The following is a 22,533-nucleotide window of genomic DNA, read 5'->3' as shown; positions in this document are numbered from 1 at the left end:
TCCGGCTGCTTGCCGGAAAGGACTCAAAGCTGCATGAGCCGTCTCTTCCTGATTCTGGGTGACCAGTTACACCCCGACCCGCATCCTCTCCTGACCGATTTCAATCCGGCAAGCGATCAACTGCTGATGATCGAGGCCGGCGAGGAATCGACCCACGTGTGGAGCCACAAGGCACGCAGCGCGCTCTTTCTGGCCGCCATGCGCCACCGCGCGGCCGCATTTCGCGCGGCGGGCCTGCCGGTCAATTATCTGCGCCTGGGTGAGCACCCCCATGCCCGTCTGGGCGATGCGGTTCAGACTTTGCTGAACGATGGCGATTTCAGCGCCCTGGTGATGCTGGAAGCGGGTGACTACCGGGTTCAGGAATCGCTGCACGCCGCGTGTGCCGCTGCAGGCAAGGCCCTGCTCATCCGGCCCGACCCGCACTTCCTCTGCTCTCTGGACGACTTCAAGGCGTGGGCGGGCGACAAGGTGCAGTTGCGGATGGAGTATTTCTATCGCTGGCAACGCAAGCGCCACCGCATTCTGATGACGGGGGAAGAGCCCGTTGGCGGCCAGTGGAATTTTGACGCGGACAACCGCCAGTCTTTCGGCCGGCAAGGCCCCGGTCTGTTGCCGCCCCCCGTCCGCTTTGCGCCCGACGCCATAACCCAAAGCGCGATTGCCGACGTCGAACACCACTTTCCCGATCACCCCGGCGAGACACGGCACTTTGCCTGGGCTGTCACGTCGTCCCAGGCCGAAGAAGTGCTGGCGGATTTCATTCGCCACCGCCTGCCCGAGTTCGGGCGCTGGCAGGATGCCATGTGGCAAGGCGAGCCATTCCTGTGGCACTCGCTCCTCTCCAGTGCGATGAACCTCAAGCTAATCGATCCACGCAGGGTCATCGACGCGACACTCACCGCCTACGCGGCCGGCCACGTACCGATCGCCGCCGCCGAGGGCTTTATCCGCCAGATTCTGGGTTGGCGCGAATTCGTGCGCGGGGTGTATTGGCGCCAGATGCCCTTGCTGGCCAGCGCCAACCAGTACGATCACCAAACACCCTTGCCGGCCTGGTTCTGGACCGGCAAAACCCGGGCGGCCTGCCTAGGCAGCGCCATTCGCCAGACGCTGGAACACGGCTACGCGCACCACATTCAGCGCCTGATGATCACCGGCAACTTTGCCCTGATCGCCGGGCTCGAACCACGCCAGGTTGCCGACTGGTATCTGGCGGTTTACGTCGATGCCGTCGACTGGGTGGAAGAACCCAACACCCTCGGCATGGCCCTCAATGCCTGGCCGGGCATGACGAGCAAGCCGTATTGCGCCAGTGGCGCCTACATCAAGCGCATGAGCAACCACTGCCGCGATTGCCCTTACCGGCCGGAACAACGCAGCGGCCCCGAGGCGTGCCCCTTCACCACCTTTTACTGGGACTTCCTGATCCGCCATTCCCGGCGCTTTTCAGGCAATCCCCGCATGGCATTGCCGCTGAAAAACCTGGGGCGTTTCAGCCCCGAAGAAACGGCCTCGATCACCCGGCATGCAGAGACGCTCAGAAACAATCTGGATGCGCTGTAAGCACGCAATAAAGGACTTGTATGGGAATTAAATTCACGCATGCGCGGGCTTGTTGCCTGGCAGGCCTGGGCATTGTTTTCACCTCCGCGGTGCAGGGACAGGTTCTCGCACAGAGCATCAGGGGGTCCATTACGAGCCAGGAAATCGGTGATACGGGCTGCTACCTGACCTTGCGTTCCGATACCGGCAGTGTGACGACGCAGATCGCCGACTTCGAACTCTGTACGCGGCACCCAAAATTGCCCGGCAAGAATGTTGAACTCGGCTTCACGCTCAAACAGGTCATGGATGAGTCCTGCGGCGGCAATCCGGACTGCAAGAAAACTCGCCGGGTACCAGTGGCCACAACGGTCAAGATCCTCGGCGACGCCGCTCCAGCCATGTCCACGAATCAGGCGCTGGAACGGGTTTCAAATTGCACAGCGACAGAGCTGGTGGTGTTTGCCTGCCGCACCGGCACCAAGCTGGTTTCGGTTTGCGCGGATCCGGCATCCGGCCCGAAGAAGGGCTATCTGCAATACCGCTTTGGAAAACCCGGCAATCGTGAGGCGCTGGAAATCAACTGGCCGGAAAACGGGTTACCGCCACAGGCAGCGGCAACCGGCAGCACCGAAACGTTTTCGGGTGGAGGCGCGGCCTGGCTGAGAATCCGCAAGGGAACTTACGCCTATGTGGTGTATTCCGGGATTGGCCGCTGGGGCCCCAAAGGCCAGACGCAGTCCAAGGAAGGCGTCGTCGTCGAGCACCAAGGCAAGGCGATTGCTTCACTCAAATGCACGCAAGCGGCGACGAGCGAACTGGGTCCTGCGTGGTTCGACCAAGTAGGCGTTCAATCACGCGGCGAGACTTTCGACTTGCCGGATTGACGACGATCCCTCTGGAAAGCGGCGCCGCCGGTCTCAAGCCAAAGCTACAGTCCCTCGGCCCTATAAGGCTGTTTCCAACTGCTGAATCAGCGCGCAGCCGGATGGTGCCGAGGGTGACCTGAAGTTAATCAGCGACGCTCAGATTGTCAGGCTGCCGGAAATCACAGGTTTCGCTTTGGATCAGGCGCCGCCAGCGGCAGCAATGACCGACGTGCTTCCGTAGGCCGAGCGTCAGGTTCCGACCCGGTGCAGCCGTTGAGCTTTGACGAAAGCTGTCGTTCAACGTGGAGCCAAGAGGCGGGCGAAAGCCCGATGTAAGCCAGTCCCGATTGAGCCCGGGCTATGCATTCTTACGCAGAACCTCACTTTACGAGTCTTCTCAAGCCATCCCAATTGTCATTAATTGGCGGTCTCGAGAATGGATTGTTAAGGCCAACTTCTTCAAGCGTGAAATTACCTCTGCCAAACTGGCACGGGCCACAGGCAGCAACCAAATTTTCCAGCGAATTGTCGCCGCCACGGCTATGTGGCAGTAAATGATCTAGCGTCGATTCCAAAATGCTAAGACCACGATGTTTTTCCGAATTGGCTTTCCCCCATCTGGCAGCCATTGGAAGAAGCAAATGCATTTTTTTTCGAGCTTCTTTCGACGTAATCGGGCTTTGACAAAATCTACAGTGCCAACCGTCCCTCTCGTAAATTGAGAGCTCGACTTTGTAAGAGGGCATGCGCTGTGTTCTATCTTTCATAGTTGGCGGCGCTCCTGGAACGAGCCTGACACGATGAATTTCCCTTGATCGGTAAGTCGCAATTTTTCCGTTATGTGCTTCAAGTGCAGACATGTCAGCTTGCATTATCAAGTCTTCAGCCAAGGTAAGGTTCTTTTCCAGAATGGCATCAACTGCTCTTGAGAGTAGATTGGCGGCGGCGAAAATATCGGGTATCGGGGCCAAGAAGCAATCTCGTGGCTCATAGAACTTAGGGTCTTCAGTCAATTGCATGTGCTTATCGATCCGAAACATTTTCACGCATAATGTTTAAATTAACCGGCCTGCGCGGCTTTTCGCGCACGTCCGGTGGAGTGATAGGTTGGGCGGCGCGGATTATTCATAAGAGATACTCTCCAAGCAATCCCTTAGCGCCACCTTCATATCGGTATTAGCCTTCTTTCCGTACGTTGGTATTGCATCAAGAACGGAGATCCAACGGCTCAGAAACGTTCGATCGACCATGAGAGTTGCCTTGTCTTCTTTCCACCGTTCTTGGCACAGCCGATCTTCTACGCGAAGCGCACTTACCTCCAATTGACACTTGGCGCAAAGACTAGGGAGCCACCAAACGAACTTCTTTTCGATTTCGTATGCGATTTTTTGCGCTTCATCCAAAAACACGCACCCTGCAAAGCACTTGCAGCAGCGATACGAAATATTCTCGTAATGGCTCGCTCTTTCATCGTAGTGACCACCCGATGATTTCTGGCTCGACTTCGACCACAGGCTTCTATCGATTATGGCTGGCATGGCTGATGTAGTGGTAAGCGGCCCAACTTTGTTTATGGCGACAGTGTTGCCGCATAACATCGGAATGCCGAATAGCATGTTCTACAAGTTTCTGTTTAAAAGCGCAAACAACGCGCAGTGCAAAATGACACGGCAGGAAAAGCAGCAGCGGACGGCATACCGCCTCGCCCCAATGTCCGCTATCTGGATCAGGCGGCGACCGGCCGCTCCTGCCCGAAAACACCCCCTCAAGCCCCCCGAACATTGACCACTCCGCCCGAGTGCTACGCCCAACATCTCAGTCAGCTTTCAGGCCACTGTCGCCGTTCCAATGACTGATCGGTAAAAACAGCCAAAAATCCCTCTCCTCCACCCGGCTGGCCCTCGGTGCCTGCCAAAGCACCGGCAAACCCGCCTGCGCAGTGAGTGGCCCGTGGCAGCCCGCGAGCATCGTCCGACGGAATCCAGGGGGTCGTACCTGCCGCGCCTGCCCTGCCGCGCGAAATTCATCAGCCTCTGCGCTCCTGTCACCCAGCCGAGCGGGCTTTTCGCCCAGATGTGGGTGAATTTTCTGCAGGGCTCGGTGATATTCATTCAGCGCTGAGTAATCCCCATGCAGGTCTGGATGAAAATCACTTAGCGCTTGATGATTTTCATCAGAGCCTGGGTGACAAGTAGCCAGTGCTGGGCAGATTTCATGCAGCCCCTGCCGATTTTCGTCAGGGGCTTCACGGGGATTAGCTTCGGCCTCGATCAGGGGGTGAGGTCGCTGGCTTTGCGACGCGGCGGGCGGCGCAGGGCCATGGCCTGGCGCAGGGTTTCCAGGCCTTCGCTCTTGCCGAACAGCTTGACGAGGGCGTAGCCCTCCAGGGCGGCGGTGAGGATGTCGCTGCCGAGGGCCATTCCGGTGTCCCTCCCCTTGGCAGCCAGCTCCTCCAGGCGCAGCAGGCGGGAGCGCAGCAGGTCAAAGGCGGCGATGTCGCGCTGAACTTCGCTCAGATCGAAGGTGGGGGGGAGGATTTCGGGGTTCTGTTCGAGCACCCGGACGGTCTGGCGGCAGAAGAACTCGGACTTGTCGCCCATCTTGGTGAGGCTGCGCACCTGTTTGGCGCTCAGGGAGATGAAGGGGGTGAAGAGTTCTTCGATGGTGGCGATGGCCTCGTCGAGCCTGGCGATGTCGGCAGCGGTGAGTTCGAGGGAAACCAGGTTCTGGCGCATGGCAATACTCCGGGAGTTGAAGTGCGGCGCCGGCGGCCCGGCGCAGCCCGGAATATTACATTGCCTTATGCACAAGGTCTTTTTCGGCGGCACTTTCCTCGGCCAGCAGGCGCGCCGCGATCAGGCCATTGACCAGGCCGAAGACGGTGGCCGCCAGCGCAAACACCGGTACCAGGTAGAAGACGCCGTCGTGGGGCACCAGCCACAGGCGGGCCACCAGCACCTGGCCGCCGATGTGCGCAAAGGCGGCCAGCACGCTGTGGCTCACCGGCCCGAACCAGCGCTTGGGCAGGTGCATGGCGAGGCCGAGCACCGCCAGGCTGGCCAGGCTGCCCACCAGGCTCAGAAAGAAGCCCGGGGCGAGAAACTGGCCGAGCAGCAGGCTGCCCACCAAAACCCGCAGCAGGGCCACCCACACCGCGTCGCGCCAGCCCCAGCGGGCCAGCACCACCAGCGTGATGATATTGGCGAGGCCGGGCTTGACCCCCGGCAGCGGCAACGGAATGGCCGCCTCGGCCACCGTCAGCACGATGGCCGCCGCGGCGTGGCGGGCTACCCGGTGGTCGTCCGCCGTCGGCTTGAGGACAATTTCAGTAGTTGAGGGAGTCATAGTCGGCAGTGCGCCCGGAGAGGGCCAGGCTGACCTGGTTGGGCGCACAGATGGCCACCGCGCCGGCGCTGCTCAGCCAGCCCTGGCGCACGCAATACTGGCGCGGACCGGGGTCGGCCGCAACCCGCGCCCGGCCGGGCTGGATCTCGACCCGGGTGGTGCCGAGCGGCCCCGGCACCTCGACGATGCGCGGCATCGACAGATCGACTTCGGCGAAGACCTTGCCGCCCGACTTGATGATCGCCTTGTCGGGCCGGCCGCCCTTCCACAGGCTGATTGCCGACAGCACACAGACCAGCAGCGCACACCCCAGCACCAGCACATCGCCCGCCTTCAAATGCGCCGCCCAGGCAGCCAGCCAGGGGCGCAGGGCGGGCCGCCTGCTCACGTCTTGAAGGAGCGGTGCCGCACCAGCACCCGGGCGTTCTCGCGGAAGTGGCTGGCCAGTTGCTCGGCGACATACACCGAGCGATGCTGGCCGCCGGTACAGCCAATGGCGATGGTCAGGTAACTGCGGTTGTCGTTGACGTAGGCCGGCAGCCAGGAGGCCACGAAGCCGTAGATGTCATCCACCATCCGGCCGACTTCCGGCACCTTCTCGAGGAAGTCGATGACCGGCTGATCCCGCCCGGTCAGGGGGCGCAACAGGGGGTCGTAATGGGGATTGGGCAGGCAGCGCACATCAAAGACCAGATCCGCGTCGAGCGGAATGCCGTGCTTGAAGCCGAAGGACTGGAACAGCAGGGAGATCTGGCTGCCGGCCTCCAGCTCCATGAAGTTCTTGACCCAGTTGCGCAGCGTGTTGGCCGACAGCTCGCTGGTGTCGAGGCGCTGGCCCAGTTCGGATATCAGTGCCAGGGCTTCGCGCTCACGGGCAATGGCTTCGTCGAGGGTGCTGCATTCACCGCCGAGGGGATGCCTGCGCCGGGTTTCGGAAAAGCGCGCAATAAGGGTTTCGTCGCGCGCGTCGAGGAAGAGGAAGCGCACGTCCTCGACCATCCCGCGCAGGGTTTCGACCTGTTTGGGCAGCGCCGCAATGCTGGCGCCGGAGCGCACATCCACGGCCACCGCGATGCGCTGGTAACCGGCCCCGCGCAGGTGGGTGACGAGCTGGGGAAGGAGTGCCGACGGCAGGTTGTCGACCACGTAGTGGCCACAATCTTCCATGACATTGAGCGCGACGCTCTTGCCGGAGCCGGACAAACCACTAATCAGAACGAGTTGCATGACTTGACCCAGTTTCAAGGTAGGCGGCCGGTCTCGGATGCCAGCCTGCCACGCATCGACAACAGGCGTGTCATCGGGCGCAGAAACAGCATAAACAAAATCACAGGCGAGCACGCAGCTCGTTTTCCACAAAAAGTCACATCTTTAATGGTTTTATGTCGAATGCAATTCATGGCCTTGACGAACCGCCACGCCAGCCCTCTCCAGCTCACCAACCAGCCAGGCGGCAAGGGCCTCCGGGGTCAGTCCCAGAAAGCGCCGGTTGGCCTCCCGGTACAGGGGAACCTCGGCCAGATAGGCCGGCAGCGTGTCCAGGTCCATCCGCCGCTGCTCAAGCAGCATAAACGTCATGCATGCCCTTATTGCATTTCTGGCCATCCGCGCGCCATCGTCCTCAAAGGCCTTCAAACGGGCAAACGCGGCCTCCAGGGCTTCATCCACCTCGACAAACGGTGCGCCGTGGCCGGGAATCACCCGGTCCACCGGCAGCCGGGCGATGGCCTCCAGCGTGGCCCGCGCGCCCTCCAGCCCGCCACCGCTGCCGATGACCTCGGCGAACAGGATGCCGAAGCCGTCGCGCCACAGGGCATCGCCGGAAATCAGCAGCCGCGCATCCGGCGCATGAAAAAGCAGCGCATCCATGTCGTGGCCCGGCGCCGGCAGGGCCTGCCATTCCAGCCCGCCCATGTAGAGACGCTCACCGGCGGTAATCAGGTGGTCGGCCCGGAAGCGCTCGCCCTGTTGGGCGGCGACGCTCAGCAGCAGGGCCGCCTCATCCCAGTGTTCAACCATCTCGGCCATGCCTGCGGGCACCCCTATACGGCAGGCAAAGGCGCGCTGCACGGCGGCATTGCAGCCGATGTGGTCGGAGTGGGAATGGGTGTTGATGAGCCGTTCCAGGCGCCGCCCGTCCAGCGCGTCACGGATCAGCGCCACCGTCTGCGCCGCATGGCTGACGTAGCCGGAGTCCACCAGCGTGGCCTCCGGGCCGTCGAAGAGCAGCACGTTGTTGGCCGACAGCCAGCCCCGCTCGAGCACCTGGATGCCGGGCGGCAGCGCACAGCGGGTCATCGGCGTGCCGTCCTCTAGTCCGAGGCCTGCGCCGGATTGCCGGGCAGGGGTTTGAGGGCCTCGACGGCGGAGTCGCTGGCGCCGCTGTCGGAATCGGTGTTGCCGAAGATCTCGTCGGCGCTCCGTCCGCAGCCAACGCAGTAGCCGCTCTCGTCGATTTCGCAGATGCCGACGCAGGGGTTGTCGTCACTCATCGCCGGCGCCTTACGCGTCGCCGAACATGTTGGCCTCGGCCTCGGCCTTCCGGCTGGCCACTGCGGCGAGGATGGCGTGCTTGCGCTCGTCCGTGGCGCGGCTCCACTCGGTGATTTCGGGAATGGTGCGCAAACAGCCTTCGCAGTAGCCGGTATCCGGCGTCATGCGGCAGACGTTGATGCAGGGGGAAGCAATGCTCATGGTGCGCTCTGTAAGGGAAAACATGCCCGCCGCTACGTGGCGGCGGGTCGTGAAAACGGGGCTGGCCAGGTCGATCGCCTAGCCCTTCAGGTATTGCGCATGGTGGGCCAGGTGGTCCGCCATGAAGGTGGAGATGAAGTAATAGCCGTGATCGTAGCCGGCGTGGCGGCGCAGAGTCAGCGGCTGGCCGTCGGAACACACCTGCTCGAAGCGTTCCGGATGAAGCTGGGTGGGCAGGAACTGGTCGTCCAGCCCCTGGTCGATGAGGATCGGCGGGCAGCGCCTGCCATCCTCCACCAGCGCCGTGGCGTCGTGCTGGCGCCACACGCTGCGATCCTCGCCGAGGTAGCCGCCGAAGGCCTTTTCGCCCCACGGACACAGGCTCGGCGCGGCAATCGGCGCGAAGGCCGATACCGAGCGGTACAGGTCCGGGTGACGCAGGGCCAGGGTCAGCGCCCCATGCCCGCCCATCGAATGCCCGAAGATGCCGCAACGGGCCAGGTCGGCCGGAAAGTGGGCCGCCACCAGCTGGCGCAACTCGCCGGTGATGTAGCTCTCCATGCGCCAGTTGCGCGCCCAGGGTTCGCGCACGGCATCCAGGTAAAAGCCGGCACCGACGCCGAAATCCCAGTTGGCCGCCTCGCCGGGCACGTTGGCACCGCGCGGGCTGGTGTCCGGAGCAACCAGCATCAGGCCCAGCTCGGCCGCGGCCCGCTGGGCGCCCGCCTTGATGGGAAAGGTTTCTTCGGTACAGGTCAGCCCGGCCAGGTAGAACAGCACCGGCACCGGGCCGTTGGCGGCCTGCGGCGGCACGAACACCGCGAACTTCATCGGCAGGCCGATGGCCCGCGAGTCGTGCCGGTAAAAGCCCTGGCGTCCGCCGCAGCAGCCGTGTTCTACGATCCTCTCGAACGAGGTGTTGTCCATCTCAGTAGAGCACCACCGAGCGGATCGATTCGCCCTTCTTCATCAGGTCGAAGCCGTCGTTGATCTGGTCGAGCGTCAGCGTGTGGGTGATCAGGTCGTCGATGTTGAGCTTGCCCTCCATGTACCAGTCCACGATCTTCGGCACGTCGGTACGGCCGCGGGCGCCACCAAAGGCCGAGCCCTTCCAGACCCGGCCGGTGACCAGCTGGAACGGACGGGTGGAGATCTCGGCGCCGGCTTCGGCCACGCCGATGATCACCGACTGGCCCCAGCCCTTGTGGGTGCACTCCAGCGCCTGGCGCATCACCTTGGTGTTGCCGATGCACTCGAAGCTGTAGTCGGCGCCGCCGTCGGTGATCTGCACGATGTGGTCGACGACGTTGTCGACTTCGTTCGGATTGACGAAGTGGGTCATGCCGAACTTGCGCGCCATGGCTTCACGGCCGGGGTTGAGGTCGACACCGATGATCTTGTCAGCGCCGACCATCTTGGCGGCCTGGATCACGTTGAGGCCGATGCCGCCGAGCCCGAACACCACCACGTTGGCACCGGCTTCCACCTTGGCGGTGAACAGCACGGCGCCCACGCCAGTGGTCACGCCACAGCCGATGTAGCAGACCTTGTCGAAGGGCGCGTCATTGCGGATTTTGGCCAGGGCGATCTCCGGGACCACGATGTAGTTCGAGAAGGTGGAGGTGCCCATGTAGTGCAGGATCGGCTTGCCATCGAGGCTGAAACGGCTGGTGGCGTCGGGCATCAGGCCACGGCCCTGGGTGCTGCGGATTTTCTGGCACAGGTTGGTCTTGCGCGACAGGCAGAACTTGCACTCGCGGCATTCCGGCGTGTACAGCGGAATCACGTGATCGCCGGTGCGCAGGGATTTGACGTCCGGGCCTACGTCGACAACCACTCCGGCGCCTTCGTGGCCGAGGATGGCCGGGAAGAGGCCTTCCGGATCGGCGCCGGAGAGGGTGTAGTAATCGGTGTGGCAAATGCCGGTAGCCTTGATTTCGACCAGCACTTCGCCGGACTTGGGGCCTTCGAGGTCAACGGTTTCGATGCTCAGCGGGGCGCCGGCTTTCCAGGCAACGGCTGCACGGGTTTTCATTGTTGTTCTCCTGAGGGGATGGGGAGTAATGGGTTGGCTAGAGCTGTTTCTCGTCGCGGATGCGCTTGCTGACGGCTGGAGGATGGTGCTGCCCCATGGACCGCAGCAGCGCGAACAGGTTCTCGTCGACCTGCAGCAGGCCGCGATTCTCGCTCTTCATGAAGCCTTCGCTGACACCCCGGTCGAGCATCTGGATCAGGGGCAGGTAGTAGCCTTCGGTGTTGAGCAGGCCGACCGGCTTGTTGTGAAAGCCGAGCTGGGCCCAGGTGAGGATCTCGAAGAGTTCCTCGAAGGTGCCGAGGCCGCCCGGCAGGGCGATGAAGCCATCCGCCAGTTCGGCCATGCGGGCCTTGCGGGTGTGCATGGAATCGACCACTTCGAGCCGCGTCAGGCCTTCATGGCCGACTTCCCACTCGAGCAGCGCGCGGGGAATCACCCCCACCACCTTGCCGCCAGCCGCCAGGCAGGAATCGGCAACGATGCCCATCAGGCCGACGTTGCCGCCGCCATACACCAGCTCGATGCCCCGTTCGGCAAACAGCCTGCCGAGGGCTTCGGCCGCTTCCCGGTAGGCCGGACGCACGCCGGGCCGGGAACCGCAGAACACACAGATGCGCCGCATGATTGCCTTTCGCCTCAGAACGGGCCTTTTTCCAGCCAGCGTTCGAGCTGGGGAAGACGGTCGTTGCCCCAGAAGCCTTCGCCTTCGACGATGAAGAAGGGTGAGCCGAACACGCCGCGGGCTTCCGCCAGGTCGATCTCGGCCTTCAGGCGGGCCTTGGTGGCCACATCGGAGAAGGCGCCGGCGACTTCCTCCCGGTCGAGCTTGAGGGTTTCGGCGATTTCGAGCAGCACCGCCGTCTCGGCTATGTTGCGGCCATCGACGAAATAGGCACGGAACACCGCGTGGGCGAAGGCCCGGGCCTCATCGGGATTGCGGTCGTTGAGCCACTGGAAGGCGCGGGCGGCGTGTTCGGTATGCACCGGATACTGGGCCGGCTCGGTGTAGGGAATGCCGAAAAACACCGCCGAACGGGCGGTGTCGCGCATCACGTAATCGGAGCGCAGCAGCGCGGTCGGGATCTTCATGCCGCCCTGCGGCTGGAACTGGGCGTCCAGCACAATGGCGTGCCACATCACTGCACGGTCATGCCGGGCCGCCAGCGCGTCAATCTGCTCGGAGGCCAGGTAGCCGTAGGGCGACGAAAAATCGAAATAAAAATCGATGGGTGCGGACATGGGGTCTCCGGATGTCGATGGGACAAATAGGCTCAGCCGGCATTATCCATGGCTGCCCGCCCGCCGGTGCGCTCAGAAGCCCCCTTCGGCCAGCCAGCGCTCCACCTGGGGCAGGCGATCGACCCCCCAGAAGGCTTCGCCATCGACGAAGATGAAGGGCGAGCCGAACACGCCGCGCGCCATCGCCAGATCCACCTCGGCGGCGAGACGTGTCTTGATCTCGCTGCCGGCCAGCACGCCGGACAACGTATCCCGATCGACGCCAAGGCCGGCGGCAATATTCAGCACCGTGCCCAGGTCGGAGATATTCACATCATCGACGAAGTAGGCCCGATACACCGCCAGCCCGAACGCCCGGGCCAGCGCGGGCTTGCGGTCGTTGAGCCACAGGAAGGCCCGCGCGGCGTGCTGGGTGGGCAGCGGAAAGCCGCTCGGGTGCGTGTAGGGCAGGCCCAGGTAGCGCGCCGAGCGTTCGATGTCGTGCACCGAGTACGCGCCCTTGAGGGGAATGACGGTCAGCGGAACCAGGCCGGTGGCCTTGAAGGTCACGCCCAGCAGGATCGGGTGCCACAGCACGCTGCGGCCGTAGCGGGCGGCGAGTTCGTCGATTTTCTCGGCGGCCAGGTAGCCGTAGGGCGACGAGAAGTCGAAGTAGAAATCGATGGGTGCGGCGGGGCGCGGCATGTCGGTCATGGTTTTCTCCGGCATCAGGCGGCCTTCGGCCACAAAACCATCTGGGTGCAGCGGAACAGGGCCAGGCGCCGGCCATTGCCCGTCACCTCCGCATCCCACACCTGCGTGCTGCGCCCCAGATGCACGGCGGTCGCTTCGCACAGCAGCAGGCCTTCGGTCTGGGTACCGAAGAAATTGCTCTTCAGCTCAATGGTGGTGAAGCTCTGCGCACCAGCGGGCAAATGGGCGATGGTGGCGTAACCCGCCGACGTGTCGGCCAGCGCAATGATCGTCGCCGCATGCAGAAAGCCGTTCGGCGCCAGCATCTCGGGGCGAATCAACAGCTGCGACGACAGGCGGCCCGGCTCAAGGGCCAGTATTTCCAGGCCGAACCATCCCGGCAGATGCCCGGCACCGCGGGCATTGAGGCTGGCGAGATCGACGTCCTCGCGCAATGTGAATCCGGCCATACTCTCTCCTCTGTCCTTTCGTGTTTCCGTTCTCAAGCTTCCAGCGCTTCGAGGGCCGCCAGGTAACGCGGCACCAGATCGTCACGACGGCTCACGTTGACGCCCAGATCGCGGATCAGCCCGTCCTTCAGGCCATACACCCAGCCGTGCACCGTCAGGCGCTGGCCGCGCTTCCAGGCGTCCTGCACAACGATGGTCTGGCAGACGTTCACCACCTGTTCGAGGGCGTTCAGTTCGCACAGGCGGTCGTGGCGCATGTCCAGCGGCAACAGGTCGACCCGGTCGGAGTGCTTCACATGCACGTCCTGCACATGGCGCAACCACAGATCCACCAGCCCGACCCGGTCGCGACGCAGGGCCGCACCGACACCGCCGCAACCGTAGTGGCCGACCACCATGATGTGCTTGACCTTCAGCACATCGACCGCGTACTGGATCACCGACAGGCAGTTGAGATCGGTATGCACCACCACGTTGGCCACGTTGCGATGCACGAAGACCTCGCCCGGCAACAGGCCGATGATCTCGTTGGCCGGCACGCGAGAGTCGGAGCAGCCGATCCACAGATATTCGGGGTTCTGCAGCGTGGACAGCTTTTCGAAGAAGCCCGGGTCCACCTGGCGCATCTTGCGCGACCAGGCCAGGTTGTAATCGAAGAGGTGGAACAGGTTCTCGTTCTTGATCTCCGCCTCGGACCAGTTATCCAGGTCCAGCGTCAGGAACATCGTGCCTTCCACCCCCGTCGGGTAGTAGGACGGCGCCTCCTTGAAGCCCAGCTCGCGATACAGCTTCACGGCAATGCGCATGGCCGGCAGGGTATCGAGCATCACCTTGTGATAACCGAGAGCCTTTGCCGCCTTGATCGCCGCCAGGGCCAGCACGCGGCCCACGCCGTTGCCGCGGACTTCCGGCTCCACGTAGAGCCGCTTCATTTCGCAGACACCTTCGGTCGCCTGGCGAAGGCCGACACAACCGGCCGGCTTGCCATCGAGTTCGGCGAAGAACAGCCGGCCGGTCGGCGCCGAGTAGGCCCCCGGCAGGGACGCCATCTCTTCGGCGAAGTTCTGAAAGCACAGGTCGACGCCCAGCCAGCCGGCGTAATTTCGGAAGAACTGCCGGACGTGTTCGATTTCGGCATGGTCATCAGGACCGAGAACGCGAAGTATTACTGCCATCGATCAACTCATCCATTAAGACGCAACAGGCCGACACGATACCCGTCCCGGCGCTGCGATTCACCCATCGGACACGGTTTACGCATCGCACAGGGCTTGTAATTACGTTTACGTAAACGTAATCTTGTCGTTAAAAATCAACCGCTGTCACCGAGGCGGGCGGCCAGTTCGGCGCGGGCTTCGTCAGCGCCGGCAACGTTCTCGATCAGCATTTCGGCACATTGCCGCTCGAGGATTTCGATCTCGCCAAGGACGGCGACGATGTCTTCGCGCTGCTGCTCGATGGCCCGCCGGCGCTCCGCCAGCACGGACAGGAAACGCCGCAACTGGGGCGCCGAATTCTTCGCCCCATCGTACATGCCGAGGATTTCGCCCACCTCGGCCAGCGACAGGCCGAGGCGCTTGCCGCGCAGAATCAGGCGCAGACGGGTGCGGTCGCGCTTGGCGTAAATGCGGTTGCGGCCGGAGCGGGTTGGCGAGAGCAGGCCCTCGTCTTCATAAAAACGTATCGCTCGCGGCGTAATCTCGAACTCGCGGGCAAGTTCGGTGATGGTGTAGGTTTGTTCCTGGCTCATGAATCAGACGGGGCGCGCAGCGTTGGCGGTCGGGATGAGGGCCAGTAAATCAGATTTCGCGGGCGCGGGCAACGCAAGCCCCGAAACACATAAAACGAGAACCCAGGAGAGCAAGCCCATGAAGCCCCAACTCGAATACCCCTTCGACACCCTACCCGCCGCAGGCGAAACCCGCCAGATCGCCCCCGGCGTGCACTGGATTCGCATGCCCCTGCCCTTCGCCCTCGACCACATCAACCTGTGGCTGATCGAGGACGGCGACGGCATGGCGATCGTGGACACCGGCTACGGCGTGGACAGCTCCCGCGAGGCGTGGGAAGCCATCCTCGGCAAGCTCGACAAGCCGGTCACGCAGATCATCGTCACCCACTGCCACCCCGACCACCTCGGCCTGGCCCAGTGGCTGGCCGAAAAAACCGGTGCCCCGATCACCATGACCCTCGGCGAATTCCTCGCCGGTCACGCCCTGTGGAACCAGTTGCCGGGCTACGACGTAACATCGATGGTGGCCCAGTTCCGCCGCCACGGCCTCGACGACGTGCGCTGCGAAGCCCTCGGCGGCCGCGGCAATGCCTACAAGCGCGGCGTCCCCTCGCTGCCCGCCAGCTACCGACGCGTCATCCATGGCGATGTACTGAGCATCGGCGGACGTGACTGGCAGATCATCGTCGGTCACGGCCATTCACCGGAACACATGGCGCTGCATTGCGAAGCGGCCGGCATTCTCATTTCCGGCGACATGCTGCTGCCACGCATCTCCACCAACGTCAGCGTTTTTGCGGCCACACCAGACGACGATCCACTCGGTCGATTCCTCGATTCGATCAGGAGTTTCAAGCAGTTGCCGGTAGCCACGCTCGTGCTACCATCCCACGGGAAACCGTTCCGCAATATCGGATTGCGCGTGGATCAGCTCGTCGAGCACCATGACGCCCGCTGCGCGGAACTACTCGCGGCCTGTACCGTGCCACGCAACGCGGGGGAATTGCTTTCCACGCTTTTCCCGCGTGAGCTGGATACGCATCAAGTCATGTTCGCCATGGGGGAAGCCATCGCCCACCTGAACCATCTCGTGCGCAAAAGGGAGGTGTGCGGGTCAGTAGGGGACGATGACGTTATCCGTTTCATCAAAAGCAATTAATCAGGAGAATCCAAGAATGGCTGCGCCAGAAAAAGAAGTCGCAAAGTCCGAGTTGCCGGACCCCAAAGAAGTCGCCAAGACCTACGCGGAAGTTGCGCAGCGGGCCTCCAAGTTGCTCGCCGACCACATGCAGAAACAAGTGAAGAAAGGCCTCAGCGCCCCTTCCGACGAGCTGGGCATCGCCCAGGCCTTCATGGACATGATGGGCAAGCTGCTCGCCAATCCGTATCGCCTGGCCCAGGCCCAGATGAATCTGGTGTGGGATTACTTCTCCCTGTGGCAACACTCCATGATGCGCTTCACCGGCATGGGCGCAGGCAGCCCGATCGCCTCGCCCGCCAAGGACGACAAGCGTTTCAAGGATGAAGAATGGCAGGAGCACTTCCTGTTCGACTACATCAAGCAGTCCTACCTGATCACCGCCCGCCACATCCACGACACGGTTTCCACCGTGGATGGCCTGGACGATCAGTCCCAGAAGAAGGTCAACTTCTACACCCGTCAGTACATCGACGCGCTGTCCCCGTCCAACTTCGCCATGACCAACCCGGAAGTGTTCCGGGAAACCGTCAAGAGCCACGGCCAGAACCTCATCAAGGGTCTGAACAACCTGCTCCGCGACGTGGAAGAAGGCGACGGCAACCTGCGCGTCAAGATGACCGACACCACTGCCTTCGAACTGGGTCGCAACGTCGCCACCACGCCGGGCAAGGTCGTCTTCCAGACCGAAATGATGCAGCTGGTCCAATACACGCCGAGCACCCCGGACGTTTCCAAGCGCCCGCTGATGATCGTGCCGCCGTGGATCAACAAGTTCTACATCCTCGACCTGCGCGAGAAGAACTCCTACATCAAGTGGTGTGTTGATCAGGGCCACACCGTCTTCGTGATCTCGTGGGTCAATCCGGACGAGCGTCTGGCCGAGAAGAGCTTCGACTCCTACCTCCTCGAAGGCACCCTGGCTGCGGTCGACGCCATCATCGAGCAGACCGGCGCCAAGGAAATCAACGCCGCCGGCTACTGTCTGGGCGGCACCCTGCTGGCCACCACGCTGGCCTACATGGCGGCCAAGAAGGACAAGCGGATCGCTTCCGGCACCTTCTTCACCACCATGACCGACTTCGCCGATGCCGGCGAGCTGTCCGTCTTCATCGACGAAGGCCAGATCGCCAGCCTCGAAAAGAAGATGTTCGAGCGCGGCTACCTCGAAGGCTCCGAAATGGCCGGCACCTTCAACATGCTGCGTGCCAACGACCTGATCTGGTCCTTCGTGGTCAATAACTACCTGATGGGCAAGGATCCGTTCCCGTTCGACCTGCTCTACTGGAACTCCGACTCCACGCGCATGCCGGCGAAGATGCACAGCTTCTATCTTCGCAACATGTACATGAAGAACCTGCTGAAGGTGCCCGGCGGCATCGAAGTGGGTGGCGTGCCCATCGATCTCTCGAAGATCAAGGTTCCGACCTACTTCATCTCCACCATCGAAGACCACATCGCCCCGTGGAAGAGCACCTACGCCGGTGCCCGCAACTTCGGCGGCAACGTGCGCTTCGTGCTCGGCGGCTCCGGCCACATTGCCGGCATCGTCAACCCGCCGGCTGCCAACAAGTACGGCTACTGGGTTACCCCGGGCGACAAGCTGCCGGAAACCGCCGACGAGTTCTTCGCTGGCGCCGAGCAGCACCCGGGCTCCTGGTGGACCGACTGGCAAGCCTGGCTGATGGGCCAGGACAGCAGCAAGGTTCCCGCCCGCGACCCCGTCAAGGGCAAGCTGACGGTACTCGAAGATGCACCGGGCTCCTTCGTCAAGGCCCGTCTGGACGCCAAGAAGGCCGCCTGATCATCAGGTAGCGCCAATCGGAAAGGGGGCTTCGGCCCCCTTTCTTTTTTACCCTTCCGTTCAGGACCCCCTGTGGCCACCTACCTCCTCGACGCCCCCCTGCCCCACGGCCTGCCGGTCATCCTCGACACCAATGTGGTGCTGTCCCTGTGGATGTTCGAAGACCCGGCCCTCGTGCGCCTGCGCGCCGCCGTGGAAAGCGGCGCCCTGCGCCCCTTCAGCCGCGAAGACTGCCTCGGCGAACTCGCCCGGGTGCTCGCCTACTCCCAGTTCGCCCAGCCCCCGGAGCGCCAGGCGGAGATCGCCGCCACTTACCGGGCCCGCTGCACCCTCGTCGAACCCGTCGAGCCGCCTGTCTGCGAGCTGCCCAACTGCCTCGACCGGGACGACCAGAAATTCCTCGAACTGGCCCGTGACAGCGGCGCCCGGGCCCTGCTGACCCGCGACAAACTGGTGCTCAAACTCGGCCGCCGGCCGGTCATCGCCGCCCGCTTCGCCATCCTGACTCCGGAGCGCCTGCAGGCACTGCTGCCAAGTACGCCCTGACGCCACAAAAATTAACGTGTCATGAGTCTAAAGGTTAAAAAGAGCAGCTAGACTAAATGTCTGACCTTTCAGCAGGGAGCTTCTCCATGGCCATCGAATCCGGTTTCGAAATCGGCAGCATCGTTACCAACTACCTCATCCCGCTGGGCTGGAAACTCGCTGGCGCCATCGCCCTGTGGATCATCGGCGGCTGGGCCATCAACCTCATCGGCAACCTGTCGAGTCGTGGCATGACGCGCCAGAAGGTCGAACCGACCCTCATTCGTTACGTCGAAGCCACCCTGCGCGTCATCATGCGCATCGTGCTGGTCATCGTCATCCTGTCGGTATTCGGCATCGAAACCACCAGCTTCGCGGCCCTCATCGCCGCTGCCGGCGTGGCCATCGGTGTGGCCTGGAGCGGCCTGCTGTCGAACTTTGCAGCGGGTGCCTTCCTGATCATCCTGCGGCCGTTCAAGGTTGGCGACTTCATCAGCGGCGCCGGCATCACCGGTACCGTCAAGGAGATCGGCCTGTTCGCCACCACCATCGACCAGCCCGACAACGTGCGTACCACCGTCGGCAACAACAAGCTGTTCTCCGACAACATCGTCAACTACACCCTCAACCCGTGCCGTCGGGTAGACCTGACCGCCCAGATCGCCCACGCGGTCGATCCCAAGCAAGCCATCGAGCTCATCCGCACCCGCATCAGCCAGATCCCCAATGTGCAGAAGGATCCGGCCCCGGACGTGGAAATCCTCGAGTTCAACGCCGCCGGCACCAAGCTGGTCGTGCGCCCCTACTGCCACAACGACCACTACTGGCAGGTGTATTTCGATACCAACAAGGCCCTCGCCGAAGTCGGTGCCGCCAACGGCTGGCCGATTCCAGCCCCGCACCAGGTACTGCGCCAGCCGGTTTAAAGCACCAGCCCGGAACAAAACGCCCACCCAGCCGGTGGGCGTTTTTCATTCCAGCCCGGCCAGGCTCCTGCGCAGGGCAGCCAGATAACGCAGCCCGGTCGCAGCCCGGCTGCCATACCAGGACGTCATCTCTCCGTCGATCAAGGCCGCCGGCCGGCCGGCCAGCACCTCCACCTCCGCCACATGCTTGTCGCGAAAACTGTAGGGCTCCGACGACAGGAAGACCCGGCTCACCTCGCCCAGCCACGGCGCGTCCCATTCGAAGGCCGGATAACGGGGCACATCCTCCGCTGGCCAGCTCTGCCAACCCACCGTCGCCAGCGTTGCCGAAATGTAGGTGCTGCGCGCCACGCTCATCCACGGGTCACGCCAGATCAGGTAAAGCACCCGCTCCGGCGGCAGGCCGGCGCCCACGGCACGCGCTTCGGCAAGAGCCGCCTGCAGGTCCAGCGCCAGGCTTTCCGCCTCGGCCTCACGCCCAAAGATGGCCCCGAACAAGCGAAACACCGCCAGGTTGTCTTCCGGTGCACAGGGATGGGTGACGATCACGTGAGGCACGAACTCCGCGATCTCTTCGACGCACTCGCGCCGGTTCTCGTCGATATTGACGATCACGTGGGTCGGTGCCAGTTCGCGCAGGCGCACCAGGTTCACATCCTTGGTGCCGCCCACTTTCGGGATCGGCTTGAGGATTTCCCGCGGGTGAGTGCAAAAGCCGGTCCGCCCGACCAGCTGGTCCGTCAGGCCCAGGTCGCACACCAGTTCGGTGAGGGACGGCACCAGCGACACGATACGTGCCGGTCCGGCATGGCGCGCATGGCGCCGCCCCACCGCATCCACCAGAAAGTTTTCATCCGTCTCGATCATCATCACGCAAGTATCTCAAGAGCCGCGCCGTTATTGGAACAAGACGCAAGTCGCGATACTCTCAGGTAATGACAGGCTGGCGCACCCATACACGGAGAAAATCATGAAAATAGGCGTTCCAAGGGAAACAAAGAACCACGAATACCGGGTCGGCCTGACCCCCAGCGCGGTGCGCGAAGTCGTCGCCCACGGCCATGAGGTCTACGTCGAGTCGGGAGCGGGCCACGGCATCGGCGCCAGTGACAGCGACTACGAGCGGGCCGGTGCCAAAATCGCCCTCAATGCCGAGGAAGTCTTTGCCCTGGCCACGATGATCGTCAAGGTCAAGGAGCCCATTGCCGAGGAGCGCGCCCGCCTCAAGCCCCACCACCTGCTGTTCACCTACCTGCACCTGGCACCGGATCCCGGCCAGGCCGAGGACATCCTCACCAGCGGTGCCACTGCCATTGCTTACGAGACGGTTACCGCCCCCGGCGGCGGCCTGCCATTGCTCGCCCCGATGTCGGAAGTGGCTGGACGCATGAGCATCCAGGCCGGCGCCGCTGCGCTCGAAAAATCCCATGGCGGCCGCGGTGTGCTGCTGGGCGGCGTACCCGGCGTGGAACCGGGCCGGGTGGTAATCATCGGCGGCGGCACGGTCGGCAACAACGCCGCCCACACGGCCGTCGGCATGGGTGCCGACGTGACCATCGTCGACAAGTCCCTGGCGGTGCTGCGCCACCTGGATGAAATCTACGGCGGCCGGGTCAAGACCCTCTACGCCACCCGCGACGCCATCGAACGCCTCGTCCTGCAGGCCGATCTGGTGATCGGCGCGGTGCTGATCCCCGGCGCCGCCGCCCCCAAGCTGGTCACCCGTACCATGCTGTCAGCGATGAAACCCGGGGCGGTCATTGTCGACGTGGCCATCGACCAGGGCGGCTGCTTCGAAACCTCCCGCCCCACCACCCACACTGACCCTACCTATGTGGTGGACGGCATCGTTCATTACTGCGTGTCGAACATGCCCGGCGCCGTGGCCCGCACCGCCACCTACGCCCTCAACGCTGCCACCCTGCCCTACGTGCTGCTGCTGGCCGACAAGGGCTGGAAAGAAGCGCTGAAGGAGGACGCCGGACTGCGCGCCGGTCTCAACATCTGCGCTGGCAACGTCACCCATCCGCAGGTCGCCGAAGCCCTCGGCAAGAAGTACCTGCCGGCCATCACCCAGCTCGGTTGAGCCACCGAAAGGCCCTTGACAGGGCCTTTTTTCTGGTCAATTATCTGCCTATGCAGTAATTGCTTAAGACAACCATGTCCCAACCCGCAAATCCGTCCCGCCCGCCTTACACCGTCGAAAATTACCAGCAAGACGAAAGCATCGGCTTTCTCGTCCATCAGGTGAAACTGCGCCTTACCCAGGCCATCGACGAAAAAATCAGTGATCTCGACATCACCGCCGCTCAATGGGTGGTGCTCAAGCAGATCGCCCTGCGCAACGGCGAAACGGCCACGGCCCTGTGCAAATGCAGCGGCTGCGACACCGGCTCGATGACACGCATGCTCGACCGGCTGGAAGAAAAAAACCTGATCCGCCGCGAACGCAGCACCACCGACCGCCGTGTCGTGCTCTTGCACGTCACCGAAAACGGTCAGGCCCTGCTGCCGAAGGTCGTACCCCTGATCGTAGAAGCCCTCAACTACGCGCTGGTGGACTTCAGCGGCGACGAGTTTGAGCAGGCCAAGGCCTTGCTGCGCCGGATGGTGGTCAACCTGGATGCACGCCACGGCTGAACCGGTAGCCGGCAAAAAATCCGCGGCGATGATCGCCGCTTTTTTTGAACAAATACCTGCCTTGGCAGTTACCGTACAGGCAGTTTCAGCCCAGTACAGGAAACCCGTATGAACCGACATCTCATACCCCTGCTGCCCCTGATTGCCATGCTGACCGCCTGCGCCAGCCCCGGCAGCCTCGCCCCCCAGGGCAAAGCCATCGATCCGGCCAGCCTCGCCGCCACGCAAAGTCTCTCCGCCCCTTCCGGCGCATGGCCCACTGACACCTGGTGGAGCCGCTACGGCGATCCCCAACTCGACCGCCTGGTGAACGCCGCCCTGCACGACAGTCCGACCCTGGCCCTGGCTCGCGCCCGCCTCGACCGGGCCAAAGCCCAGGCCGGCATGATCGCCGCGAACAACGGCCTGCAAGTCAGCGCCAATGCCGAAGGCACCCAGCAACGCCTGTCGGAGAATTACATCTACCCGCCCGGCGTGGCCGGCAGCTATACCAGCCTCAACCGGGTGGCCCTCGACTTCAGCCTCGAACTCGACTTCTGGGGGCGCAACCGGGCAGCGCTGGATGCGGCCGTCGGCCAGGCCCGGGCGGCCGAAGCCGAAGCCGCCGGCACCCGCCTGCTGCTGGCCAGCGCGGTAACCCGCGCCTACCTGCAGTTCGACCGCCTGCACCAGTTGCACGCGGTGGCCGACGCCACCCTCGTCCAGCGCGAAAAACTGCAGGAACTCGTCCGCCTGCGCCAGAAGGCCGGCCTGGAGACCAAAGCCGAAGTCCAGCAGGCCATCGGCAGCATTGCCGCTGCCCGCGCCGAGCGCAGCGCCCTCGACGCGCAGCTCGCGCT

General features: G+C 63.2%; 26 protein-coding genes. 9 read left to right on the top strand and 17 right to left on the bottom strand.

Going from position 1 to position 22,533, the window contains the following annotated elements:
- The first annotated feature begins 33 nt into the window (after positions 1-33).
- On the top strand, positions 34-1,566 hold the full coding sequence (locus ETQ85_RS19605) for a cryptochrome/photolyase family protein (protein WP_148580774.1): 1,533 nt from the start codon (positions 34-36) through the stop codon (positions 1,564-1,566).
- 20 nt (positions 1,567-1,586) lie between these two features.
- Positions 1,587-2,432: a hypothetical protein gene (locus tag ETQ85_RS19600; RefSeq protein WP_148580773.1), complete on the top strand. Its 846-nt coding sequence runs from the start codon at positions 1,587-1,589 to the stop codon at positions 2,430-2,432.
- A gap of 362 nt (positions 2,433-2,794) precedes the next feature.
- On the opposite strand, the gene ETQ85_RS26635 is transcribed toward ETQ85_RS19600, so the two are convergent.
- From ETQ85_RS26635 to ETQ85_RS19520, 16 genes are all read right to left on the bottom strand, one after another.
- Positions 2,795-3,433, bottom strand: a complete 639-nt coding sequence (locus tag ETQ85_RS26635) for an HNH endonuclease (protein WP_222862220.1) — start codon at positions 3,431-3,433, stop codon at positions 2,795-2,797.
- A gap of 1,251 nt (positions 3,434-4,684) precedes the next feature.
- Positions 4,685-5,149: a hypothetical protein gene (locus ETQ85_RS19590; RefSeq protein WP_148580772.1), complete on the bottom strand. Its 465-nt coding sequence runs from the start codon at positions 5,147-5,149 to the stop codon at positions 4,685-4,687.
- Between the two features lie 55 nt (positions 5,150-5,204).
- A complete protein-coding gene (locus ETQ85_RS19585) occupies positions 5,205-5,759 on the bottom strand; it encodes a Gx transporter family protein (RefSeq protein ID WP_187394786.1) in 555 nt (184 codons plus the stop codon).
- Entirely contained in the window at positions 5,740-6,129 is a 390-nt protein-coding gene (locus ETQ85_RS19580) for a NusG domain II-containing protein (RefSeq protein WP_407058387.1), read from the bottom strand. Before ETQ85_RS19580 ends, ETQ85_RS19585 begins: the two co-directional genes overlap by 20 nt.
- A 14-nt stretch (positions 6,130-6,143) precedes the next feature.
- Entirely contained in the window at positions 6,144-6,986 is an 843-nt protein-coding gene (rapZ, locus tag ETQ85_RS19575; protein WP_148580771.1) for an RNase adapter RapZ, read from the bottom strand.
- 153 nt (positions 6,987-7,139) lie between these two features.
- A complete protein-coding gene (locus ETQ85_RS19570) occupies positions 7,140-8,057 on the bottom strand; it encodes an MBL fold metallo-hydrolase (protein WP_148580770.1) in 918 nt (305 codons plus the stop codon).
- A 14-nt stretch (positions 8,058-8,071) separates the two neighbouring features.
- A complete protein-coding gene (locus ETQ85_RS19565) occupies positions 8,072-8,251 on the bottom strand; it encodes a DUF1289 domain-containing protein (protein ID WP_148580769.1) in 180 nt (59 codons plus the stop codon).
- A 10-nt stretch (positions 8,252-8,261) separates the two neighbouring features.
- Positions 8,262-8,453 carry a DUF1289 domain-containing protein gene (locus tag ETQ85_RS19560; RefSeq protein WP_148580768.1) on the bottom strand — a complete coding sequence of 64 codons (192 nt, stop codon included), beginning with the start codon at positions 8,451-8,453 and terminating at the stop codon, positions 8,262-8,264.
- A 78-nt stretch (positions 8,454-8,531) separates the two neighbouring features.
- Positions 8,532-9,380 carry an S-formylglutathione hydrolase gene (gene fghA / locus ETQ85_RS19555; protein WP_148580767.1) on the bottom strand — a complete coding sequence of 283 codons (849 nt, stop codon included), beginning with the start codon at positions 9,378-9,380 and terminating at the stop codon, positions 8,532-8,534.
- A 1-nt stretch (position 9,381) separates the two neighbouring features.
- On the bottom strand, positions 9,382-10,488 hold the full coding sequence (locus ETQ85_RS19550) for an S-(hydroxymethyl)glutathione dehydrogenase/class III alcohol dehydrogenase (RefSeq protein ID WP_148580766.1): 1,107 nt from the start codon (positions 10,486-10,488) through the stop codon (positions 9,382-9,384).
- A gap of 37 nt (positions 10,489-10,525) precedes the next feature.
- Entirely contained in the window at positions 10,526-11,110 is a 585-nt protein-coding gene (locus ETQ85_RS19545) for an LOG family protein (protein WP_148580765.1), read from the bottom strand.
- 14 nt (positions 11,111-11,124) lie between these two features.
- The gene (locus ETQ85_RS19540; RefSeq protein WP_148580764.1) at positions 11,125-11,727 is read right to left on the bottom strand and encodes a 2-hydroxychromene-2-carboxylate isomerase; all 603 of its coding nucleotides are present in this window, start codon (positions 11,725-11,727) and stop codon (positions 11,125-11,127) included.
- A gap of 72 nt (positions 11,728-11,799) precedes the next feature.
- Entirely contained in the window at positions 11,800-12,420 is a 621-nt protein-coding gene (locus ETQ85_RS19535) for a 2-hydroxychromene-2-carboxylate isomerase (protein WP_246128834.1), read from the bottom strand.
- Positions 12,421-12,434: 14 nt separating this feature from the next.
- Positions 12,435-12,869: a PaaI family thioesterase gene (locus ETQ85_RS19530; RefSeq protein WP_148580763.1), complete on the bottom strand. Its 435-nt coding sequence runs from the start codon at positions 12,867-12,869 to the stop codon at positions 12,435-12,437.
- Between the two features lie 32 nt (positions 12,870-12,901).
- The gene (can, locus tag ETQ85_RS19525; protein WP_148580762.1) at positions 12,902-14,044 is read right to left on the bottom strand and encodes a carbonate dehydratase; all 1,143 of its coding nucleotides are present in this window, start codon (positions 14,042-14,044) and stop codon (positions 12,902-12,904) included.
- Positions 14,045-14,181: 137 nt separating this feature from the next.
- Positions 14,182-14,619 carry a MerR family transcriptional regulator gene (locus ETQ85_RS19520; protein ID WP_148580761.1) on the bottom strand — a complete coding sequence of 146 codons (438 nt, stop codon included), beginning with the start codon at positions 14,617-14,619 and terminating at the stop codon, positions 14,182-14,184.
- A 118-nt stretch (positions 14,620-14,737) separates the two neighbouring features.
- Between ETQ85_RS19520 and ETQ85_RS19515 the strand changes: the two genes are divergently transcribed.
- From ETQ85_RS19515 to ETQ85_RS19500, 4 genes are all read left to right on the top strand, one after another.
- Complete coding sequence (locus ETQ85_RS19515; protein WP_148580760.1) at positions 14,738-15,760, top strand: MBL fold metallo-hydrolase; 1,023 nt, start codon at positions 14,738-14,740, stop codon at positions 15,758-15,760.
- A 16-nt stretch (positions 15,761-15,776) separates the two neighbouring features.
- Positions 15,777-17,603, top strand: a complete 1,827-nt coding sequence (locus ETQ85_RS19510) for a PHA/PHB synthase family protein (protein WP_148580759.1) — start codon at positions 15,777-15,779, stop codon at positions 17,601-17,603.
- Positions 17,604-17,675: 72 nt separating this feature from the next.
- On the top strand, positions 17,676-18,149 hold the full coding sequence (locus ETQ85_RS19505; RefSeq protein WP_246128833.1) for a putative toxin-antitoxin system toxin component, PIN family: 474 nt from the start codon (positions 17,676-17,678) through the stop codon (positions 18,147-18,149).
- An 86-nt stretch (positions 18,150-18,235) separates the two neighbouring features.
- Positions 18,236-19,054, top strand: a complete 819-nt coding sequence (locus ETQ85_RS19500) for a mechanosensitive ion channel family protein (protein ID WP_148580758.1) — start codon at positions 18,236-18,238, stop codon at positions 19,052-19,054.
- A gap of 45 nt (positions 19,055-19,099) precedes the next feature.
- On the opposite strand, the gene ETQ85_RS19495 is transcribed toward ETQ85_RS19500, so the two are convergent.
- Complete coding sequence (locus tag ETQ85_RS19495) at positions 19,100-19,924, bottom strand: helical backbone metal receptor (protein ID WP_148580757.1); 825 nt, start codon at positions 19,922-19,924, stop codon at positions 19,100-19,102.
- A 100-nt stretch (positions 19,925-20,024) separates the two neighbouring features.
- Between ETQ85_RS19495 and ald the strand changes: the two genes are divergently transcribed.
- The 3 genes from ald to ETQ85_RS19480 all read left to right on the top strand — a co-directional run.
- Positions 20,025-21,140, top strand: a complete 1,116-nt coding sequence (ald, locus tag ETQ85_RS19490) for an alanine dehydrogenase (protein WP_148580756.1) — start codon at positions 20,025-20,027, stop codon at positions 21,138-21,140.
- Positions 21,141-21,214: 74 nt separating this feature from the next.
- On the top strand, positions 21,215-21,694 hold the full coding sequence (locus ETQ85_RS19485; protein WP_148580755.1) for a MarR family winged helix-turn-helix transcriptional regulator: 480 nt from the start codon (positions 21,215-21,217) through the stop codon (positions 21,692-21,694).
- 108 nt (positions 21,695-21,802) lie between these two features.
- A partial coding sequence (locus tag ETQ85_RS19480) for a TolC family protein (protein ID WP_187394785.1) occupies positions 21,803-22,533 on the top strand: 731 nt, incomplete at its 3' end.

Origin of the sequence: Zoogloea oleivorans, from assembly GCF_008107625.1 — a bacterium.
Lineage (GTDB): Bacteria > Pseudomonadota > Gammaproteobacteria > Burkholderiales > Rhodocyclaceae > Zoogloea > Zoogloea oleivorans.
Note: the sequence above shows the minus strand (reverse complement) of the source record. Positions and strands in the feature narration are given on the sequence as shown.

Excerpts from the sequence above, each read along its gene's own strand:
- ETQ85_RS19605 (WP_148580774.1), top strand. The coding sequence starts at position 34 with ATGAGCCGTCTCTTCCTGATTCTGGGTGACCAGTTACACCCCGACCCG.
- ETQ85_RS19600 (WP_148580773.1), top strand. The coding sequence starts at position 1,587 with ATGGGAATTAAATTCACGCATGCGCGGGCTTGTTGCCTGGCAGGCCTG.
- ETQ85_RS26635 (WP_222862220.1), bottom strand. The coding sequence starts at position 3,433 with ATGCAATTGACTGAAGACCCTAAGTTCTATGAGCCACGAGATTGCTTC.
- ETQ85_RS19590 (WP_148580772.1), bottom strand. The coding sequence starts at position 5,149 with ATGCGCCAGAACCTGGTTTCCCTCGAACTCACCGCTGCCGACATCGCC.
- ETQ85_RS19585 (WP_187394786.1), bottom strand. The coding sequence starts at position 5,759 with ATGACTCCCTCAACTACTGAAATTGTCCTCAAGCCGACGGCGGACGAC.
- rapZ (WP_148580771.1), bottom strand. The coding sequence starts at position 6,986 with ATGCAACTCGTTCTGATTAGTGGTTTGTCCGGCTCCGGCAAGAGCGTC.
- ETQ85_RS19570 (WP_148580770.1), bottom strand. The coding sequence starts at position 8,057 with ATGACCCGCTGTGCGCTGCCGCCCGGCATCCAGGTGCTCGAGCGGGGC.
- ETQ85_RS19565 (WP_148580769.1), bottom strand. The coding sequence starts at position 8,251 with ATGAGTGACGACAACCCCTGCGTCGGCATCTGCGAAATCGACGAGAGC.
- ETQ85_RS19560 (WP_148580768.1), bottom strand. The coding sequence starts at position 8,453 with ATGAGCATTGCTTCCCCCTGCATCAACGTCTGCCGCATGACGCCGGAT.
- fghA (WP_148580767.1), bottom strand. The coding sequence starts at position 9,380 with ATGGACAACACCTCGTTCGAGAGGATCGTAGAACACGGCTGCTGCGGC.
- ETQ85_RS19550 (WP_148580766.1), bottom strand. The coding sequence starts at position 10,488 with ATGAAAACCCGTGCAGCCGTTGCCTGGAAAGCCGGCGCCCCGCTGAGC.
- ETQ85_RS19545 (WP_148580765.1), bottom strand. The coding sequence starts at position 11,110 with ATGCGGCGCATCTGTGTGTTCTGCGGTTCCCGGCCCGGCGTGCGTCCG.
- ETQ85_RS19540 (WP_148580764.1), bottom strand. The coding sequence starts at position 11,727 with ATGTCCGCACCCATCGATTTTTATTTCGATTTTTCGTCGCCCTACGGC.
- ETQ85_RS19535 (WP_246128834.1), bottom strand. The coding sequence starts at position 12,420 with ATGACCGACATGCCGCGCCCCGCCGCACCCATCGATTTCTACTTCGAC.
- ETQ85_RS19530 (WP_148580763.1), bottom strand. The coding sequence starts at position 12,869 with ATGGCCGGATTCACATTGCGCGAGGACGTCGATCTCGCCAGCCTCAAT.
- can (WP_148580762.1), bottom strand. The coding sequence starts at position 14,044 with ATGGCAGTAATACTTCGCGTTCTCGGTCCTGATGACCATGCCGAAATC.
- ETQ85_RS19520 (WP_148580761.1), bottom strand. The coding sequence starts at position 14,619 with ATGAGCCAGGAACAAACCTACACCATCACCGAACTTGCCCGCGAGTTC.
- ETQ85_RS19515 (WP_148580760.1), top strand. The coding sequence starts at position 14,738 with ATGAAGCCCCAACTCGAATACCCCTTCGACACCCTACCCGCCGCAGGC.
- ETQ85_RS19510 (WP_148580759.1), top strand. The coding sequence starts at position 15,777 with ATGGCTGCGCCAGAAAAAGAAGTCGCAAAGTCCGAGTTGCCGGACCCC.
- ETQ85_RS19500 (WP_148580758.1), top strand. The coding sequence starts at position 18,236 with ATGGCCATCGAATCCGGTTTCGAAATCGGCAGCATCGTTACCAACTAC.
- ETQ85_RS19495 (WP_148580757.1), bottom strand. The coding sequence starts at position 19,924 with ATGATGATCGAGACGGATGAAAACTTTCTGGTGGATGCGGTGGGGCGG.
- ald (WP_148580756.1), top strand. The coding sequence starts at position 20,025 with ATGAAAATAGGCGTTCCAAGGGAAACAAAGAACCACGAATACCGGGTC.
- ETQ85_RS19485 (WP_148580755.1), top strand. The coding sequence starts at position 21,215 with ATGTCCCAACCCGCAAATCCGTCCCGCCCGCCTTACACCGTCGAAAAT.